This is a genomic window from Pseudoalteromonas sp. SG41-2 (genome assembly GCF_014164535.1).
Taxonomy (GTDB): domain Bacteria; phylum Pseudomonadota; class Gammaproteobacteria; order Enterobacterales; family Alteromonadaceae; genus Pseudoalteromonas; species Pseudoalteromonas rhizosphaerae.
Window position 1 is genome coordinate 166,253 of the sequence record NZ_JACJFK010000007.1, and the last position, 20,534, is coordinate 186,786.

14 protein-coding genes are annotated in these 20,534 nt (G+C 39.8%); 4 read left to right on the forward strand and 10 right to left on the reverse strand.

Annotation, left to right across the window (positions count from 1 at the left end; all coding sequences use genetic code 11):
• Nucleotides 1-3: 3 nt before the first annotated feature.
• Nucleotides 4-279 (forward strand): HU family DNA-binding protein, encoded by a 276-nt coding sequence (locus H5186_RS07835; RefSeq protein ID WP_145235830.1) that lies wholly within the window; start codon nt 4-6, stop codon nt 277-279.
• A 69-nt stretch (nt 280-348) separates the two neighbouring features.
• On the opposite strand, the gene ilvN is transcribed toward H5186_RS07835, so the two are convergent.
• A complete protein-coding gene (gene ilvN, locus H5186_RS07840) occupies nt 349-846 on the reverse strand; it encodes an acetolactate synthase small subunit (RefSeq protein ID WP_182767905.1) in 498 nt (165 codons plus the stop codon).
• Complete coding sequence (locus tag H5186_RS07845) at nt 846-2,570, reverse strand: acetolactate synthase 3 large subunit (protein ID WP_145235824.1); 1,725 nt, start codon at nt 2,568-2,570, stop codon at nt 846-848. The genes ilvN and H5186_RS07845 overlap by 1 nt, the downstream gene beginning before the upstream one ends.
• 544 nt (nt 2,571-3,114) lie before the next feature.
• Here H5186_RS07845 and H5186_RS07850 point away from each other — a divergent pair.
• Nucleotides 3,115-6,147 carry an immune inhibitor A domain-containing protein gene (locus H5186_RS07850; protein WP_182794303.1) on the forward strand — a complete coding sequence of 1,011 codons (3,033 nt, stop codon included), beginning with the start codon at nt 3,115-3,117 and terminating at the stop codon, nt 6,145-6,147.
• Nucleotides 6,148-6,211: 64 nt separating this feature from the next.
• Here the strand turns inward: H5186_RS07850 and H5186_RS07855 are convergent, their stop codons facing one another.
• The 6 genes from H5186_RS07855 to H5186_RS07880 all read right to left on the reverse strand — a co-directional run bounded on the left by H5186_RS07855 (nt 6,212) and on the right by H5186_RS07880 (nt 13,425).
• Nucleotides 6,212-7,219 carry an isocitrate dehydrogenase gene (locus H5186_RS07855; RefSeq protein WP_149980183.1) on the reverse strand — a complete coding sequence of 336 codons (1,008 nt, stop codon included), beginning with the start codon at nt 7,217-7,219 and terminating at the stop codon, nt 6,212-6,214.
• Nucleotides 7,220-7,564: 345 nt separating this feature from the next.
• On the reverse strand, nt 7,565-9,253 hold the full coding sequence (locus tag H5186_RS07860) for a hypothetical protein (protein WP_182794304.1): 1,689 nt from the start codon (nt 9,251-9,253) through the stop codon (nt 7,565-7,567).
• Nucleotides 9,254-9,263: 10 nt separating this feature from the next.
• On the reverse strand, nt 9,264-9,647 hold the full coding sequence (locus tag H5186_RS07865) for a DUF3192 domain-containing protein (RefSeq protein ID WP_149980185.1): 384 nt from the start codon (nt 9,645-9,647) through the stop codon (nt 9,264-9,266).
• Nucleotides 9,648-9,716: 69 nt separating this feature from the next.
• The gene (xni, locus tag H5186_RS07870; RefSeq protein ID WP_182794305.1) at nt 9,717-10,490 is read right to left on the reverse strand and encodes a flap endonuclease Xni; all 774 of its coding nucleotides are present in this window, start codon (nt 10,488-10,490) and stop codon (nt 9,717-9,719) included.
• Between the two features lie 14 nt (nt 10,491-10,504).
• The gene (gene ppnN, locus H5186_RS07875; RefSeq protein ID WP_149980187.1) at nt 10,505-11,848 is read right to left on the reverse strand and encodes a nucleotide 5'-monophosphate nucleosidase PpnN; all 1,344 of its coding nucleotides are present in this window, start codon (nt 11,846-11,848) and stop codon (nt 10,505-10,507) included.
• 41 nt (nt 11,849-11,889) lie between these two features.
• Complete coding sequence (locus tag H5186_RS07880) at nt 11,890-13,425, reverse strand: diguanylate cyclase (RefSeq protein ID WP_404936440.1); 1,536 nt, start codon at nt 13,423-13,425, stop codon at nt 11,890-11,892.
• 217 nt (nt 13,426-13,642) lie between these two features.
• Between H5186_RS07880 and H5186_RS07885 the strand changes: the two genes are divergently transcribed.
• A complete protein-coding gene (locus tag H5186_RS07885; RefSeq protein ID WP_182718664.1) occupies nt 13,643-15,427 on the forward strand; it encodes a M61 family metallopeptidase in 1,785 nt (594 codons plus the stop codon).
• Between the two features lie 21 nt (nt 15,428-15,448).
• Here H5186_RS07885 and H5186_RS07890 read toward each other — a convergent pair whose 3' ends face one another.
• Nucleotides 15,449-16,249: a glycosyltransferase family 25 protein gene (locus H5186_RS07890; protein WP_182718665.1), complete on the reverse strand. Its 801-nt coding sequence runs from the start codon at nt 16,247-16,249 to the stop codon at nt 15,449-15,451.
• A gap of 217 nt (nt 16,250-16,466) precedes the next feature.
• Between H5186_RS07890 and H5186_RS07895 the strand changes: the two genes are divergently transcribed.
• The gene (locus H5186_RS07895; protein ID WP_182794306.1) at nt 16,467-18,626 is read left to right on the forward strand and encodes a S46 family peptidase; all 2,160 of its coding nucleotides are present in this window, start codon (nt 16,467-16,469) and stop codon (nt 18,624-18,626) included.
• A 150-nt stretch (nt 18,627-18,776) separates the two neighbouring features.
• Here the strand turns inward: H5186_RS07895 and H5186_RS07900 are convergent.
• Nucleotides 18,777-20,534, reverse strand: a 1,758-nt coding sequence (locus H5186_RS07900; protein ID WP_182794307.1) for an ATP-binding protein, incomplete at its 5' end; no start/stop codon positions are given.

Consider the following 20,534-nt stretch of genomic DNA (forward strand, 5'->3'; position numbering starts at 1 on the left):
CAAATGAATAAAGCTCAATTAGTTGAAAAAATCGCTACTGATGCAGAAATCTCTAAAGCAGCAGCTACACGTGCACTTGACGCATTCACTGGTGCTGTTACTTCTTCTTTAAAAGAAGGTAATTCAGTTGCACTAGTTGGTTTTGGTACTTTCTCTGTAAAAGAGCGTGCTGCACGTACTGGCCGTAACCCACAAACTGGTGCCGAAATCCAAATTTCAGCGGCAACTATCCCAAGCTTTAAAGCAGGTAAAGGTCTTAAAGATCAAGTTAATCCTTAATCAATTAGATTGGTTAAATAAAAAAGGGCTAATTAGCCCTTTTTTTGTATCTACTCATTAATCTAAGGTTTAAGCTTTTAGTGCTTTATCACCGCGGCCAATACCTACCGCACCAGAGCGTACAACTTCAATTATGTCTGTCTCATGACGTAAGGTATCTAAAAACGATTCAATTTTATCTGTGCTACTAACAAGCTGCAATGTGTAGCTGTTGCGACCCATGTCTAAAATAGTCCCTTGGAATACATCGACCACTCGCGTTACTGCCGCTCTTTTAGCTTCATCTTGAGCGAATACTTTTACTAATAGCAGCTCACGTTCAATATGCGCCATTTCAGTTAGATCAATAATCTTTAATACATCTACTAATTTATTAACCTGTTTAGTGATTTGCTCAACCACACGGTCATCACCCATGGTAGTGATAGTAATGCGTGATAAAGAATGATCGTCTGTTGTGCCAACGGTTAAACTATCGATGTTGTAAGCTCGTTGTGAGAATAGGCCAACAATACGCGACAATGAGCCTGGTTCATTCTCAAGTAAAATAGATAATATACGACGCATTATGCTTTCACTCCTTTACGTAACCACATTTCATCAACTGCTCCAAGCTTAATTTGCATTGGGTATACATGTTCATTTTCATCAACAAGAATATCTAAAAACACCAAACGGTCAGTGATCGACATGGCTTTATCGATTGCCGGCTGTAGTTCATCAAGAGTATTAACGCGAATACCGACATGGCCATAACTTTCAGCAAGTTTGACGAAATCAGGTAACGATTCCATATACGACGATGAGTGACGACCGCCATAGACCATATCTTGCCATTGACGCACCATACCCAGAGAGCGGTTATTCAGTGACACCACTTTTACAGCCAAGTTATATTGTAAACATGTCGAAAGTTCTTGAATGTTCATTTGAATCGAACCATCACCGGTGACACACACTGACTCTTTATCCGGGAACGCAAGTTTTACTCCCATTGCCGCTGGCAGACCAAAGCCCATAGTGCCAAGACCCCCTGAGTTGATCCATTGGCGCGGGTTTTTAAACGGGTAGTACTGCGCCGCAAACATCTGATGCTGACCTACATCAGAGCTTATATAGGCATCACCATTGGTAGCTTTATAAATTGCTTCAATGACGGCCTGAGGCTTTATTTTATCGCCCGCGGTGCTGTAGCTTAAACATTTTTGTTCACGCCAGCTAATGATCTGACGCCACCAATCTTCTTGAGCACTACGATCAATTTTGATTGGACTTTTATCTATGGCTGTCTGTAATTGCTCAAGTACGGTTGATAAACAACCGACGACTGGAATGTGAGCTTTGATCGTTTTTGAAATAGAGGTCGGATCAACATCAACATGAACAATCGTCGCATTGGGACAAAATTTCTTCACGTTATTGGTTACCCTGTCATCAAATCGGGCGCCTAGAGCTAAGATCACATCGGCATTTGCCATCGCCTTATTTGCTTCAAGGCTCCCGTGCATACCTAGCATACCAACGAAATTAGGGTGAACCCCGGAAATACCGCCCAATCCCATTAAGGTATTAGTGATTGGTGCATTGAGTGATTCAACCAAATGAGTCAGTTGCTCTGAAGTGTTAGAAATAATAATCCCGCCACCAGAGTAAATGACCAGTTTTTTAGCTTCTAAAATAGCGGCAACGGCTTTGCGAATTTGCTTTGGGTGGCCTTTGGTATTTGGGCTATAGGTTCTCAGCTCTGTGGTTGCTGGAAACTCAAAATCAAATTTAAGTGCAGGGTTTAACATATCTTTTGGCAGTTCTACGACCACAGGACCTGGGCGTCCAGTACTTGCAATATAAAATGCTTTAGCCAAAATTTTAGGAATATCTTTTGCGCTACGACAGTTAAAACTGTGTTTTACGATTGGCCGAGAGCAACCAACAATATCGGTTTCTTGAAATGCATCATCACCAATTAAGTTAGTCGGCACTTGACCGGATAGCACTACCATAGGAATAGAATCCATATAGGCTGTAGCGATCCCCGTGATACAGTTTGTCGCACCTGGACCTGATGTTGCTAATACTACGCCCACTTCACCTGTGGCACGTGCATAACCATCAGCCATATGGGTTGCTGCTTGTTCATGACGAACTAAAATATGCTCAACATCATCTTGCTGAAATAATGCATCATAAAGATCTAATACTGAGCCACCGGGGTAGCCAAATATATATTTTACCTTCAATGCCTTTAATGCCTGAACAACTAGTTCGGAGCCATTATATTGTTGTGTACTCATCCTCATTCCTCTGTGTGCCTGTTACCGATTGATTATTATCATGAGTAATAATGTGCTATTGCACGCACTCCCCATTTATTCTGTGCAATTACCGTATAATTTAAATGCATAAAAAAACCCCCGCTTAGGGCGGGGGTTTTTAAAAAGCTATTTCACCTTCTAATACATCCCCGCTGGGCTTAAAACTAAGACCAGTACGAGTACAGTGACTAGGTGAAATTGATATTTCATAACGTTATTTTTCTTCTCGGTATTTGTTATATAAGTTCAAATGAGTTATTGCGCTGAGATAGCCGAATAACTCATTTAGTCTACAAATTTAATAGTCTTATTTTTAAAGGTTTTGCCAGCTAATGTCAACAGTCAAAACGGCAATGTTGCATTAAAATTCCAAATTAATTGTTTTTATATTTAAAAGTTGCTTTAAATTGCATTTTTAACCGTTAAAAGCAAAGAAATTATGCTTTTTGTGAAGCGTGGGAATATTCACTGTATATCTATAAATGTAATGTAAGTATATAAATTATTCGCTATTATTATCGTTATGGAGTTGTTGATAGGTGATCCTGTGAAATACTCACAATTGTTATGTGGCCTGACTTTGGCATTGTTAAGTCAACAGAGTGTGGCAAAACCACAAAATAGTAGCCCAACTGATATTGGGGTCGTTAACAAAGAGCGAATTTTATATTGGTTAGATAAACGCGGGCAGCTTGACGATAAAATAGCGCATGACAAATTATTGTCTGATTATATTGGCCGTGGTGAATCGATGCATTCACGTCGGCAGCTTAACCCTCAAGTTTTAACCCAACAACGAAAAATGGCTCAGCGCTTAGCGAGTGTGTCTTCGCAGTTACCTAACTCGACGCACAATACCGTAAAAGTGTTGGCTATATTGGTTGATTTTCCTGACTTACCTCATGATGATAATGGCTTAGCCGCAGTTGATAGCGATATGTACTACTCAAGCTATAGTCAGCAGCATTACCAACAAATGTTGTTCGCTACTGATGGTTACTCAGGTCCACAGCAGCAACCGTTGCAAACAGCGTATCAATACTATCAGCAAGCCTCAGGGGAAAGCTTAGCATTTACGGGTCAAGTTTATGGCTGGGTAACAGCCGATAATGATGCGAAAAGTTATGGGGCTCGCCAAGGGGGTAATAATGATATTGATGCCCCTAGTTTAGTGCATGAAGCGGTAGAAAAAGCCGTAGCCAAATTTAATATTAATTTAGCCGATTATGATTTAACAGATTTGGATGATCGTGATGGTGATGGGATCACCAATGAACCTGATGGGATTATTGACCATGTTATGATTTTCCACTCGAGTATAGGTGAGGAAGCCGGTGGTGGCGTACTGGGTACTGATGCAATTTGGTCACATCGTTTTTATGTGTACGACCAAAACAATCAGCCAAGTGCGGTTGATGGCAGTAGTATTCGTTTATTTGGTTATACTATAAATCCTATCGATGCTGGTATTGGCGTGGTGGTACATGAGTTTGGTCACGACTTAGGTTTGCCTGATGAATATGATTTAACCGGCAGTGCGCTGGGGGAGCCAGTTGCGCTTTGGTCTGTGATGTCTGGTGGTAGTTGGGCAGGCTCACCTCGTGGCTCACAGCCGGTGATGTTCAGTCCTTATGCACTCGAGTACTTACAAAACCGTTATCAAGGAAACTGGCTTAATCAAACGACGATATCGTTAGACGAAATCGATACCAATCAACAGCAAATACTTCGCCATAGTAGTGGGGTATCAACTGAATTAAACCAGTTAAAAATCACCCTACCAACCAACTTACAACCGTTTTATCAAGCAGTAGAAGGGCACTTGCAATACTACTCTGGCAGTGGTGATAATGTTTCAAAAAGTATGACATTTACAGTTAATATACCTGCAAGTACGCAGCCTACTTATCTTGATTTAAGTGCCTATTACAGCATTGAAACGGATTATGATTATGCTCAAGTATTAGTAAACGCACAGCCTATTGCTTCGCAATATACTCAAGCAGTCAATCCATTTTATGGAGACATTGGTCCATATATAACAGGGTCTTCAAGTTCAGTAAATGACGCTCAGCAGCCGAATAATTATTTACGGCATCGTTTTGACTTATCAGCTTATGCTGGTCAAACAATCACACTTAGTTTTAACTATAAAACGGACACTTATACTCATTATTTTGGTCTAGTGGTTGATGATATGACCATTAGCCAAGGTGATACTTTCGTTTGGCAAGATAATGCAGAGCAGTCAACACAAGCACAACTTGATGGCTTTAGCCGAGTGGGGGATCACATCTATGCAAAACCACACAATTACTATTTACAGTTACGTAGTTATTTAGGAATAGATAGTGGTTTACAAGTTGAGCAGTATTCACCGGGTTTATTACTTTGGTCTGCTAATGAACAGTATACAGATAATAATACTCCTGAGCATATTGGTGAAGGGTTTATATTGGTTGTTGATGCCGATCAAAATGCCATTGCAAAAGGTAATAGCAGCGCACCTGCCAGTACTACGATTCAGTTAAGAGATGCTGCTTTTAGTCTTTATGATCAGCGCCAAGGTTTAGGCGATACGCAGTTAACAGCAATCACTGAGTTTAATGATAATAATGATTACAGTTTTGCCACGCAACCGGCCTCTGGTGTAAAAGTTTCAACGTTTGGTTTTAATTTTTCTATTGTTGAGCAAGCGATTAATAATAGCTCAATTGAATTGAATTTAGGCTATACACCACAGTCTGGGATCAATGTAATTACTAATGATCTCGAAGCGAGTTTTGAAATTAAAGGAATGGCGTTGACCCCAACCGATAGTTTTAACTGGCAGTTTGGGGATGGGCAAAGCAGTGATGAATTGAATCCAAGTCATACATTTGCCGATTATGGTAGTTACACTGTGGGTTTTACTCGTACTAATGAACAAGGGCAGCAGTTTCAAGAATCGATGACTTTTGTGCTTACTGCGCCGTTGTCAATTTCCAGTGTGGATACCAATATAGAGAAAGGCAATGTAACTGCAAAAGTCACTGTATCAGGTGGTCAAGCACCTTATGACTATGCATGGCAATTAGGTGATGGCTCAACTGCGAAAGGGCAGAGCATTAACCACCGCTATGAATACAGTGGCGATTATACCTTAAGCGTTGTTGTAACTGATGCAAATGGCGCTATGCAGTCTTTTGCAACCCAAGTGTCGGCAAATGTATTACTTACAACACAGGCCAGTTACAGTGCAAAAGATTTACTGGTTAATTTTAACAGTGATACCAAAGGCGGGTTTAATAATTACACTTACAGTTGGGATTTTGGAGATGGCAGTGCTGTAAGCCAACGGGCTAATCCTACACATACTTATAACCAAGCGGGAAGTTATACAGTGACACTGATCGTGACTGATACCTCTGCAAAAGGCATAAAAAACACCTTACCGTCTAGCAAGCTTACGGTAACAGTGCAAAAACAAGTTGCCAGTTCAGGCTCCAGTGGCGGAAGTCTATTTTGGTTATTGTTACTGCTGCCGCTCAGTTTTCGGACAAAGAGGCAAGCATAAACTATGTGACAAAAAAGCCAGTAAATACTGGCTTTTATTATAATGCTAATAATCTAGGTTTGGTTTATAAACGGTCGATAACAGCTTGAGTGAAGTCAGTAGTACCGTGACTGCCACCTAAATCGCGAGTGGTACGATCACCCGATTTAATTACGTCAGCTACAGCATTGCGGATACGCTCTGCAGTTTCGCCCATTTCTAAATGCTCTAACATTTGAATAGATGCCAAAATAACAGAGGTTGGATTTGCTAAGTTTTTACCAGCAATATCAGGTGCGCTGCCATGAACTGCTTCAAAGATTGCTGCATCTTCACCGATGTTAGCGCCAGGTGCCATACCTAAACCGCCTACTAGACCAGCACATAGATCAGATAAAATATCACCAAACAGGTTTGTAGTAACGATAACGTCAAACTCTTCAGGGCTCATTACCAGTTTCATACAGGTTGCATCAACAATCATTTCAGTTGATTCAATTTCAGGATAACGCTCAGCAACTTCACGAGCTACTTTTAAGAATAAACCTGAAGTTGATTTTAAGATGTTAGCTTTGTGAACCGCTGTCACTTTTTTACGACCTTCACGCACGGCTAGTTCGTAGGCAAAAGTAACGATTTTTTCAGCACCTTCACGGGTGATCATAGACATTGCTTGTGCTTCGTTGCCATCTTCTGATGTCACTTGGCCTAAACCTGAATACATACCTTGCGTATTTTCACGTACCGTGATGATATCAATGTCTTCATAACGTGCTTTAGTGCCAACAAATGATTTTACTGGGCGTACATTGGCGTATAAACCAAACTGCTTTCGTAATGTTACATTGATTGAAGTAAAACCTTCACCAACTGGCGTTGTTAGTGGGCCTTTAAGAGTAATTTTATTACGCGCAATAGTATCAATGGTATCTTGTGGTAATAATTCACCGGTCTTTTCTAGGGCTGCAAGACCTGCATCAACGAATTCATAATCAAAATCGCACCCTGCGGCTGTTAAGATCTCAAGGGCTGAATCAATAATACTCGGACCGATGCCGTCGCCTTTGATCACTGTGATGGTTTGTTTGGCCATGAACTTTTCCTATTACGAGTTAGAAATGCACGTAAATGTGACGCATTATTATACCAATCGACTTAAATATTTAACCATTCTAGCGTGCTAAATAAAGCGCTAACTGCGTTATGAATTTCTCAAGTAGAACAACTACATGTCGAAATTTATGCCTTGTTATCACTCTATTTATCTGTCGCTATAAATGGCTAGTAACTTAACACGATTGGTATTAAGCGATTACTTGTTAGATTATTTACGTGAATGAGTTTGAAAATACAAGCGGCTTTTATAGCAATTTATTCAACTTTTTGCCAGTAAAACCCACGAAAACGCACTAAATTAGTCACTATGTCTAATAAATATTCATACGCTATTGCTTAAACCTAGGCTTGGTAGCTGTGCATAAAAATCCTCGCTGGACTGCCAATCTAAGCGTTTTAACACTTGCTCAAAAGTGTGTGTTTGCCAACTACTTTGTATTACGTTGGGTTGATACACCTTAATAACGACGAGTTTTATTGCAACCCATAATTGTGCCTCTGCAGATAAGTGTTGTTTTTTTTGCTGCTCTGCATCTAAGAGCGCTTGTGTCCATGGATTGTCACCAAGCAATTCAAGTAAATAAGCCGATAAATGCCCACTATCATGAATCGTGACACCAAATAGCCACGCAAACGGCATACTTACATCACTTTTAGGTGAGTGTTCATACACTGTCTTACGGCTAATTGTGGTGCTACAGTATTCAATCAAATAATTAACGTAACCATAAATAGGCAGAGCTAGGTGTTCGAACTGGTTGTGTTGATCACGACTTACCAGCTGGTTTAATAAACTTATTATTGCCTGTAAGCGTAATTGTATATGTTGCATTAATGGATGTGCTTGGTAGTTTACTAATTGCTCAAAGAGCACCCGTTGAATGATCGCTGGCGCATTGTATAAGCCGACCATTGATAAACAATGGCGTAAATCTTTGCCTGCTAGGTGCTCTTTATTATAAGGCTTCACTGCTTCACGAAGTAACTCAATTGTCGCTGAATGATTGTTGAGTAATTTAGCAAGGGCAGTGTATGAGTATTCTTTTTGTATTTTAACTTGGCTTATCAACATCAATAATTGTTGTTTTTCAAAGTTAACAATTTCAACAGGGGGGGCTATGTGCTCATTGAACCATACGCTAAACAATAATCGCTTGTCTTTACTTGGGCGTTGTTTTGAATGTGATTCTAGCTTTGCCTTAACACTATACCATTTGGTTTTTTGCTGCTCATGCAACGCAATTAATAAATCCCGTTGCTGGTGGTTTTTACCAATATAAGTGAGCTGCTGATCGCTATAATTTACCAAAGAGCCAGGCAGGTAAGGGCCAAAATGACCGATTATTGCTTTTAATGCTTGTTGGGCAAACAGGTTAGGAGTACGGATATAAATATCAGCCACTGCCTTATAGATATCAATATGATCATTTTGGGTACGATAGGTAATGTTCATCGCAATAATATTTGCTAACGCAACTAACGTCGTTGGTCCATCATAGATCATGATTTTTGGCGTGCTTAGCAAGGCCTGCTTATACTTATTTAAGCGCGCTAAAATACCCGCAATATGGTCAGTGGGAACGTTAGCTGATTGCAGTAATTTTACTGCTAGCTGATGACGCGACTGCCATTGCTTTTTTTCTTGTTGGGTAAGAGGTTGACGCAGGGCCAGCTTATTAGTTTGTGTTTGCACACATAAATAGTTAGTTAAACACACACAAATAAGCAATTGGCTGATTTTACTGTCGTAGCTTAAACTGCGACAAAATGCGGCGACAATGACACATTGATTGACCACTAAGTTGGTTGTATAACCGTGGGTTGCTACATATAGAGTAAGCTGGGCTTGTAGTGCATTTGGATGTGAATCATAGAGTTTATAATATTGCTCAGCCAGTTGTGTCAACAGCGGATAAATTTGTGGCCACTGACTTTTATTATGATAACGCCTTAATATTTGGTGAGTTTTTTCAAATAGGCTGGCAAGATCTTGTGCGCAGAGTGCATCCATAAGTAATTAATTACCCGCGTTGCTCAAATGCATCAAATGCACTTGGGCCCCACAAAATCAATTCGCCATTTTTAAACAGTAAACCAGTACACTCATCCATAGTCGTGATCCCATCTGATTTGATATGTTGAGTACGGTAAAAAATAATTTGCCATACTTCCTCTTTATCACGTTTCGCGAATGTTAGATCAGGACTGCCTAAATACTCTAAAACTGTGTTTAAGTTAGTCGGTGTTTCGACACTTAATTTAGCGATATAACGTTTATTGAACGCTTCTCGGTCTTGCCAGATCATCGCCTGTGGATCATCTTTATAAAAAGTAATGACCAAAGTAGCGATCAAGGCGTATACACCCAAACCTAATATGAGATAGCGAAAAACCTTCTTAAACATTGTGCACTCTTACGCTGAGACTTAAATTTAGTATACGCATAGTTCAAATCCAGTGCTACGTGAATGCGATTAATTGAGCCTTAACTGCTTTAAACTAAAGCCTAAGTTAATATCTGTACGTAAACCAACCAAATGTTTAGAGGTAATATAGTCAGCCATTCCTGTCGCTAACTTTTTACGAACTGCTGTAGAGAGCGTTTCATCCTCTACCGCCAATGTTATATCTGCGTGCTTACTAATAATCTCTTGTGCTGTTTTAGTACCAATTCCCTTAATACCCGGAATATCATTCGTTTTATCACCAGCCATTGCCCAAAAATCAATTAATCGAGCTTGCTCAACACCAAAACGTTGTACGATAGAGTGATGATCTAAATATTCTTTTTTAAAATAATCATACACATTAATATAATTATTTAGGCTAGGTAAAAACCCCTTATCAGTGGAAACAATTGTACAAGACAACTGATTTTGTGCCATTTTATCGGCTAATGTCGCAATAATATCATCTGCTTCATCATTTACTGGGGCAAACACCACAATACCCGTCTGTTCAATCGCCTGTTTAAATTTATCTAAAGAATTTTTCAGGGTTTCAGGCATGGGGGCTCGGCTGCTTTTATATTGAGCGTAATAATGATACCGCCAGCTTTTATCACCATCAAATACTGCAATAGCATGCGTTGCTTGGGTGATCTTTATAAGTTTTTCACAAGCGTGAGCTACCCGCGCGCAGCAGGTATTTATCATTTGCTCATCACTGCCTTTGTTTTGATTACTATCAACTGCATAAATGCGCCTAATTAAATTAAGCGCATCGATTAAAAGTAACTGACCTGACACGAATACATTAACCCTTATGCTTTGACTTCATAACATGGAACATATTGACTGCCTGGGAGCTTCATCCTTCCTTGCTCAACAAATGCTTGCAGCAGTTTGTCCATGGCTTTCATTAAAGTCGGCTCACCGCTAATGATAAACCGGCCATGTTGTTTAATGGCTTGTATGCCTTCGTCTTTAACATTACCAGCAACAATACCTGAAAATGCACGGCGCAAATTAGCGGCTAGTAATTGTTTTTCTTGGTCTAAATGTAAATCAAGCCCAGCCATATTGGCATGAGTTGGCGCGAAAGGTTGCTGAAATTCATTTTCAATTTTTAACGTCCAGTTAAAGTAATATGCATCGCCCTGACTCTTGCGGTAATCACGCACATTTGCCATTGCAGATTTGAGTTTGATCCCAACTAATTCTGGGTTATCAATAATAACTTCAAATTTATCAAGCGCCTCCTTACCTAACGTCATTTCAATGAACTGGCATAATTCGCTAAAGTAATTTTCACTTTCTTTCGGCCCAGTTAAAATAACCGGTAACGACTGTTTGGCATTATCAGGGTGAAGTAAAATGCCTAGTAAATACAATAACTCTTCAGCAGTGCCAGCGCCGCCAGGGAAAATAATTATAGCGTGGGCGGTGCGTACAAAGGCTTCAAGGCGCTTTTCAATATCTGGTAAAATAACCAGTTCATTGACGATCGGATTTGGTGGCTCTGCGGCAATAATACTTGGCTCTGTTAAGCCCAAATAACGGTTATTGGTGTTGCGTTGTTTTGCATGTCCAATGGTTGCACCTTTCATTGGACCTTTCATGGCACCGGGGCCACAGCCAGTACAAATATTTAAGCCACGTAAACCAAGCTCATAACCTACTTGTTTAGTGTATTTATATTCGTTTTCATTAATAGAATGACCACCCCAGCAGACAATCATACTTGGATCGCTATTAACGCGAAGCGCTGCGGCATTACGCAACATATCAAAGACCATATGAGTAATGGCTTTTTGTTCGGTTAAATCTTTTTCGTATTTTTGACAAATAAATAAAATATCACGAATAACAGAGAAAATATGTTCGTGGATCCCAGTGATTATTTCACCATCAACAAAAGCCGTAGTCGGAGGATTGAGTAGTTCAATTTTTATGCCTCGCTCACGGCTTAATAAGCGAATATCAAAATCTTGATATTTATTGTAAATCTCTGAGCTGGAGTCAGTATGACTGCCAACATTGAGAACAGCTAGCGCACAGTTTCTAAATAACTTATAACGCTCACTGGTAGACGATTGCTCTAATAAATCAACTTCGAGCTGCGACAGTAAATCTAACACACCTGTCGGGTTTAACTGTATTAACATAGGCGTTCTCCTTGCTATAAAAAGCACTAGGTCGGTCGCTGTTATTTATTGATACACAAGCGATCACGACCGGTATTTTTTGCTTTGTAGAGAGCATCATCGGCGCGGTCAAAAGCGCCCAATGGGGTATCACCTTTTTTAAACTGCGTGGCACCGACGGAAACTGTTATCTCTACTTGTTTATCTCTGAACTTAAACGGAATCCCTTTCACCGCTTTTCTTAGTTTTTCAAGAGGTTTTTTGGCATGATCTAAGGGCATACCTGGCATTAATAAAACAAATTCTTCACCGCCATAGCGGGCTATAAAATCAGATTTACGAATTGACATTTGCAGCGCTTTGGCAATCACTTGTAACGTTTTATCACCCGCGCTGTGACCATATTTATCGTTGATAGACTTAAAGTGATCAACATCAATCACCACTAAGGTGACATCGGATTCTTGTACTGCAAACAAATGAAATTCGTGATGAAAGCGTTCGTCAAATGCGGCTCGGTTTGGCAGTTTGGTAAGGCCATCAAGCAAACTTTTAAAACGTTGCTCATGCAGGCGTTTTTTATATTTAGATAATTTAGTTTCAAGGCTGCCAATGCGTTGATTGATCTCTTGAAAACTGTTTAGCAACATATCGCGATCTTGCTGCTCGAGGCGCTCTTTTTCAATTAAGTCTTCACTTAACGATTTTAATTCGTTATCAACTAAGGCTTTTAATGATGAAATTGAAGTAGCATTTTGGGTTTGTGCTGTCAGATTGTTAATTTTATCTTCAATGCGCTTATTTAATGCAGTAAATTCAGCCCCCATTGCTTCTGAATGTTTACTTGTAGAAACAATTGAGTGGTGTAATTCTTCAAGCGTTTGGTTCAATGACACTAAAAAGCTTTGTGCAGATTGACGCTCTTTACTGATATTGTTGGCAATGATGCGAATAATATCGATTGCAGAGGTCAATAAATCATCCACTGAATCGGTTTCAGAGATATTATTTTTGATGGTTTTTACTTGATCTGCAGCTTCATCTTCAAATACTAAATCATTAGCTAAATTGAGTAACTCTTTTGCTAAATTAGGTTGCACAGCAGTTTGCTGGCATTCAGGAATAGTCAGTTTTACTTGTAAGGCTTGATGATAAATCGTCACTAAACGATTAAGGAGTGGAATGAAATCCCGCGTCGATTGCACATTATTCAGTTCATGATCCAGTAAATGACGCAATGTTCTGCGTGCATCATCTGGTAACCCTTTGGTTTTCTGCAGTAACTTGCCAGCATCGAGCACACTGTTATGAAGTTCACGCTGATGTGTGGCCTGTTGTGCTTCTTGATTTTTTAGCAGTGTAAGAATTTCATCGATCTGTGGCGCGAATAATTCAAAATCGACCCCTTTAGCCAGCGCACTACGAAACTTAGCTAAGCGATTATCAAGTTCAATGTCCATACCTTTACAGCTTAACGATAACTTAGCTGCAAAGTGTGTCAATGTGTCTACTTGATGCTTACGTGCATGTTCAACTACCATACGAGTATCAATGGCTTGTTTAAGTTTTTTATTTAAAACTTCGAGCTGTTGTGACACTAATAGTTACCGCCATTGATTAAATCTTACATGGTTGTAAGTTTACAACAAAAATTGCACAAATGTAGTCAGTAAGTCAAAAACTTAGCATTTGTTGATGATTTTTATTCATCGAACCTATCTGCACGTGTATTTATCGCTTTTAATTCACATTTTCTACCATCATTGTTAGGCTCACGCATAATAAAATCACTTGATATATGAATTAAGAGCCTCTATGAAAAAGTTTTTAGCATTATCGGTATTAGCCGCTTTATCTCACTCGGCATGGGCCGATGTTAATTATTCACTTGCTGTTACTCAACCTGAACATCATTTAGGCAACGTTAGCGTAGAATTTCCACAAACGGCACAAGCACATTTAGATGTAAAGTTGCCAGCTTGGCGAACAGGTCGTTACGAAATTTTGAACCTTGCAAACGGTGTGCGTTTTTTTGAAGCAACAGGCGATAATGGTAAAGCATTAAAATGGGAAAAAATTGATGCCAGTACATGGCGGGTACATTTAGATAAACCAACAGAAGTTAAAATTGATTATCAAGTGTATGCTAATGAGTTAGGTAAACGTGCGCGCCATATTGATGATAGCCACGCATTTATAGATGCATCAGGCTTTTTTATGTTTAGTGAATCATTTCGTCAAGAGCCAGTGACGGTTAAGCTAGATGTACCGAAAGCATGGCGCTCAGTATCGGGTATGGATAATGCAGGCTCAAAACATAGCTTTAAAGCCGCAGATTACGATGTATTAGTTGATTCGCCGATTGAAACGGGTATTAATGAACTCCATAAATTTGCCGTAGATGGCCGCGATTATGAATTAGTGATCTGGGGCAAGGGCAACTATGATGTTGAGCAAATGCTTGAAGATCTTAAGAAGCTGGTAGCAACAGGCAATATTATTTGGGATGCTTACCCGTACCAACGTTATGTATTTATGGTACATGCAACCTCAGGGGCAGGTGGTGCCACCGAGCATTTAAACTCAACGATTATTCAGCGTCCGCGTGACCGTTTTGGCTCGCGTGAAGACTATCTTGCATTTATTAGCACCGCAGCACATGAATTTATCCATACTTGGAACGTAAAAGCATATAGACCTGAAGGTTTAGTTCCTTACGATTACACGCATATTAATTACGATAAACTATTATGGATAGCGGAAGGTTCAACCAGTTATTTTGAAGATCATTTAATGGTGCGCTCAGGGATTGCCACGACGGATGAATTTTTAAACGTGTTAACGAAAACCGTCAACCGTCATTTATCATCGCCTGGGCGTGAGGTACAAAGCGCCACCGAAACCAGTTTTGATAAATGGATAAATCAAGGTGGTGACCATGCTCGTAACTACAGTACTAATATTTACTCAGAAGGTTCATTGATTTCGATGGCCCTTGATATTGATTTACTTGAGAACAGCCAAGGTAAGCAAAGCTACCGTGATATTCATCGTGCACTTTACAATCAATATAAAATGCCGCATGGCTTTACTGCAACTGACGTGAAAACTATTTTAAAACAGTTAACGGGCCGCGATTACAGCCAGTGGTGGGCAAATAATGTTGATGCACCAGCAGATATTGATTTTGACGCACTGTTTAAAAAAGTAGGCTTAATGTTAGAGCGTCCAAAAGATGCAAAAGCCGTTGCCAGTGTTGATGCGATGGCAAAAAATACCGGTGAGTTATTAACTTTAACTCATGTGCGTCGCGATGGCGCTGCATGGCAAGCGGGTTTGACCAGCGATGACAAAATTGTGGCAATTAACAAAAAGCATGTTGGTAAAGATTTAAAATCAAGCTTAGAAACATTTAAAGCAGGGGATAAAGTAACCATTGATTTTATCCGCCGTGATGCACTGCAAAGCACCACAATAACGCTAGCACAAAGCTTTGATAAAGATAAAAAGCTAGTTGCTGACAAACAGGCAACTGCACAGCAAATGGCATTATTTAAAGCATGGATGGGTGTAGAGCACCCAAACCTCGTTAAAAAATAAATACTATTTAATGATGCTAGGTTATGAGTAAAAAGGAGCTGCGGCTCCTTTTTTGCATTTAGGAGTAGTGGGTAAAGCACGCTTAGTTTGGGCAATAAATGCCGCCGTTGCAAAGTGATTGTTTACCGCACTACGGAGTTGCTGACCTTTACGCGCTAAAAACGATTTCTTTTCGCGCGCATTACTACGCGATTTGATATCACTTACCTGCTCACAATCTTGGGAGAATGGATACGGTAGTAATGAATAGCCAGCGACTTGAGTTTCCCAAATATGTTGTAGATCACAATCAACAGGGCGAGCAAACGTTTTAGTGGCAGCTAATAATTGTTTTGCACCTTGATAACTGATTGCAGTAGCACAACATCCTGTCATCAACTTTTTATGGATCACTAATCGTTGCTCAAACTGCAACGGTATCTGATAGGCGATTTTGCGAGTACGGTTTTGATAAGCTGAGAGTTTTATAAGTTGCCAAGCAAGCGGTAATTGCTCAATATTTTTAATTGCACTACCGATACTTGAATCTAAGATAAAGTCATCTTCGAGCACAATTGCGTAATCAAGTTTTCTATCGACAATGGTTTGCCACGCTTTGCGATGGCTCAAATAACAGCCAATCTGCCCAGCACTGAGCGGGTAGTGATATTCTTGTGTATTGAGGCTAGGACTGTAATTAATTTCTTTTTGTGCTTGCGTGAGCATGGCGCCATCAATTGCATCTATACGCTCAAAACTTAGCCCATGTGCGGTTAATTGTCGCTGGCTGTTTGCCAATCGCTCGGTTGAGCGAGCGAGGTTGATCAAAAAAATAGCAGTCATAGTTAGGCCGTGCATTACTAATAGTATTTAAATCCTAACGATTGAAAATGACTAAATGATTGCATTGTTGTGTTGTTTTTATTGCTAACAGAGCTCGATGAAATATTTGTTTTCAGTATTTTGTTACACAATAGTGTGGCTATTTTGTCGCAGAAATATTGACCTTGCTAAGGCTGCACGCGTAACCTGTTATAGAAACAATAAAAAGGATTAAAAAATGCGTTTAAAACCACTCATAGCATCACTTGCTATTGTAGTATCGGGCTCAACATTTGCTGATGAAGGCATGTGGCAACCACACCAACTTCCTGATCTAGAATCAATTCTGAAAGCCAAAGGATTAGAAATTGATGCAAAATCGATTTCTAAATTAACCGAGTTCCCAATGAATGCAGTGATAAGCCTTGGTGGCTGTACCGCATCATTTGTATCGCCAAAAGGGCTGGTGGTTACCAATCATCACTGTGCTTATGGTTCGATTCAATATAACTCAACACCAGAGAACAATATTTTAGAAAATGGTTTTTTAGCAACAACACCGGCTGAAGACTTACCAGCGGCACCCGGCTCTAGAGTGTATGTAACTGAAACAGTTACCGACGTGACCAAAAAAGTAATAAAAGGCACTGAAAAACTCAGCGCCAAAGCGCGCTACGACGCGCTAGAGAAAAACGAAAAAGCATTAGTGTCAGCATGTGAAGCTGACGATAATTATCGCTGTAATGTGTATTCATTCCACGGTGGTCTAGAGTTTTACTTAATCAAATCACTAGAAATTAAAGATGTACGCTTAGCATACGCGCCTGCCATGGGCGTAGGTAAGTACGGTGGCGATATCGATAACTGGATGTGGCCGCGCCATACCGGCGACTTTTCATTTTATCGTGCATATGTAGGTAAAGACGGCAAACCGGCTGAATTTAGCGAAGACAATGTACCTTATGTGCCTGATTCATATCTAAGTGTCAGCGCCAAAGGGGTCCAAGATGGCGACTTTGTTATGGTAGCAGGCTATCCTGGGCGCACTAACCGTTACCGCATTGCTGCTGAAGTTGATTATGTATTTAATACCAGCTATCCAAAATCACGCGAGCATAATTCAAAATATGTCGCTTTGATTGAAGAAAATTCAGAAGATGGCAGCAAAGCGCGCATCGCCTACGAAAGTACTATAGCGGGCTACAATAACTATATTAAAAACTACGGTTCAATGATCGAAAGCTTTAATAAAGGCACGATGTATGAACGTAAAAAGCAATTTGAACAAGATCTAACCGCGTGGATAAACAGTGACCGTAAGCGTAAAAAACAATACGGTAAAGTGTTAAATGAATTGTCGGCGTTAGTGGCTCAATCGCAACAGCACAATGATCGTGATCGTATGCTTGGCTATGTGCACCGCTCACAAATGATCAGTACCGCACGTAGCTTATATCGCCTAGCTTATGAGCAACAAAAACCTGATAGCGAACGTGAATCTGGCTATCAAGAACGCGATTTACCACGCTTTGAAGCCGGTTTAAAGCGCATGAGTCGCCGTTTTGATGCAAACGTTGATAAAGCCATTTTATTACATTTTTTAGAGCTGTATGCCGCGTTACCTAAAGAAGAGCGTTTTGCAGAAGTAGATAAAGTTTTTGAATTAGAAAATGGCTTTGATAAAACCAAGCACAGTGCACTATTAGCAAAAATGTATGCTAATTCAACGCTAGATAATGAAGACGTTCGTATCGCGTTATCTACGCAATCATTTGCTGAACTTGAACAAAGCCAAGATGCATTTATGCAATACGCGAAGGCCATCTTTGCCGTAATGAAAGCTGAAGAAGACAAAGACAAAGCACTTGCCGGTAAACTACAAGCGGCGCGTCCACAGTTAATGAGTGCTATCATAGCGTTTAATGAAGCACAAAATAAACCTGTGTATGCAGATGCGAATAGCACATTACGTGTAACGTATGGCACTGTTGGAGGCTATTCACCGCAAGACGGTTTGATAGCAACACCGTTTACAACACTTGAAGGGCTACTAGCAAAAAACACCGATGTTGATCCATTTAACGCGCCTGAAAAACTGCAACAGCAAATCAAGGCTAAAATATTTGGTGATTACACCGGTGGCATGAATACCGTACCGGTTAACTTTTTATCAAATGTAGACACGACTGGAGGTAACTCAGGTTCACCTACGCTAAACGGCAAAGCCGAACTCGTAGGCTTACTGTTTGATGGTGTGTATGAAAGTATCATTGGCGATTGGGATTATAACCCAGCACTTAATCGTTCAATCCACGTTGATTCACGTTACATGCTGTGGGTGATGGATAAAGTAGATAACGCACAAAACCTATTAGACGAAATGAAAATCGTAAAATAAGTAATCAGTAAAATAGTAGGGCGCTTACCTTAACGGTAAGCGCCTTTTTTAATAAGTATAATTTGTAATGACTTATGTCTACTTTTTGCTATGAGCGGAAGTTGATTTGCCGAAGCCGAACTGGCAATAAAGCACAAACAAAGCAAGTACTTACTTTATAAATGAGCTCAGAACACCGTATAGGGTAGCAATATCAATTGGTTTTGCTATATGTGCATCAAATCCTTGGCTTAAATAATCAGCAACGTCATCAATCATTACATTTGCGGTTAGTGCAATTATCGGTATATGCTTATTGAAATTAATGATATTTTTCATTGCTTCAACACCATCCATTTCAGGCATTTGTATATCCATAAGTATCAAATCAAAGTCCTTTTCTTTAGCTGCTTCTACTGCCTGTTTACCGTTATCTACAATAGTTAATGATGCATTAGTGCCTTCGAGCATTGACTGAATGACAATTTGATTGATTTCGTTATCCTCAGTAATCAGTATTTTCTTTCCCCTCAACGGCGGCGGAGTCATAGATTTTTGTACGAAAGAGCTGACACTCTTATTGGTTATAGTTAATGGTAATATGACTCTTATAGTGGTGCCTCTACCCACATTGCTTTTTACATCGATAGTGCCTCTCATCATAAGAATAAGACTGAGGGTAATCGACATACCCAGCCCAGTTCCACCAAATTTACGTGTTGTTGAGTTGTCTGCCTGTGAAAAACGATCAAATATACGAGCTTGAGCTTCCTCACTCATTCCAACTCCTGTATCAGCCACTTCAAGACTAATAGCCTGCTTTTCTTGGTAAAGAGTTTCGCTCAAGTGAATGTTTACGCTACCCTTTTCAGTAAACTTAACAGCATTCGACACAAGATTGAGTAATATTTGCTTAACACGGACAATGTCTCCTAACCAGTGATCATTAAAATTTTCATTAATATTACTGACAAGTTTAATACCCTTATTACTGACTATGCTGTCCACTTCAAATTTCACAGATTTAATTATATCGCTAATCGAGAAAGGCTCTTGCTCTAGGCTTAGTTTATTGCTCTCTATCTTTGAGTAATCCAAAATATCGTTGATAATGGTTAACAGCGATTTAGAAGACGATACTGCATTTTTAAGCATTACTTTGGACTTGGCATCGAGATACTCAGTATTGACCATCTGCAGTCCGCCTAAAATTGCATTCATGGGCGTACGTATCTCATGGCTCATATTTGACAAAAATTCACTTTTCGTTTGGGTTGCCTGCTCAGCTTTTTGCTTAGCTACTTCTAGCTCATTTATCGCATTTATTTTATCTGTAATGTCGTAATTTACACCGATGACTTTTAGAGCGTTGCCATCATTATCTCTAATAACTTCTGCGCTAGCTTTGATTGTTCTTACCTGCCCGTTTGGATGTACTACTCTAAACTCTGGATTAAAAGCACCTAAACCTGATACGGCATCCTCTAATTGTTTGTTAGACTCTTCCATATCATCAGGGTGAAGACTATGAGTCCAAGCTTCATAAGCACCAGAAAAACAATTCTCTGTAATGCCATACAGCTTGTACATCCATTCATCCCAGATTAATTCTCCCGAAATGACATCCCACTCCCACACACCAATTTGAGCTGATTCATTTGCCAATTTCATTCTCAGAGAACTGGTTTCAGCTTGGTTTTTTGCTATTTGTAATTCGGTTTCTATCTGTTTCTGATGGGAAGTATCTTGGATGACAGAGCAAATCAGCTCATCGCCATTTGCACTCTTAATTATAACGCCCGACTGTAATGGTCTAATGAAACTGGACAGGTTTATAGCGTAAAATGAGCTAAACCCAAAAGGTATCACTATGACCAGAAAATCAAAAGTAACACTCAGTGCACAACAAAAACTTGAATATGCCAAATT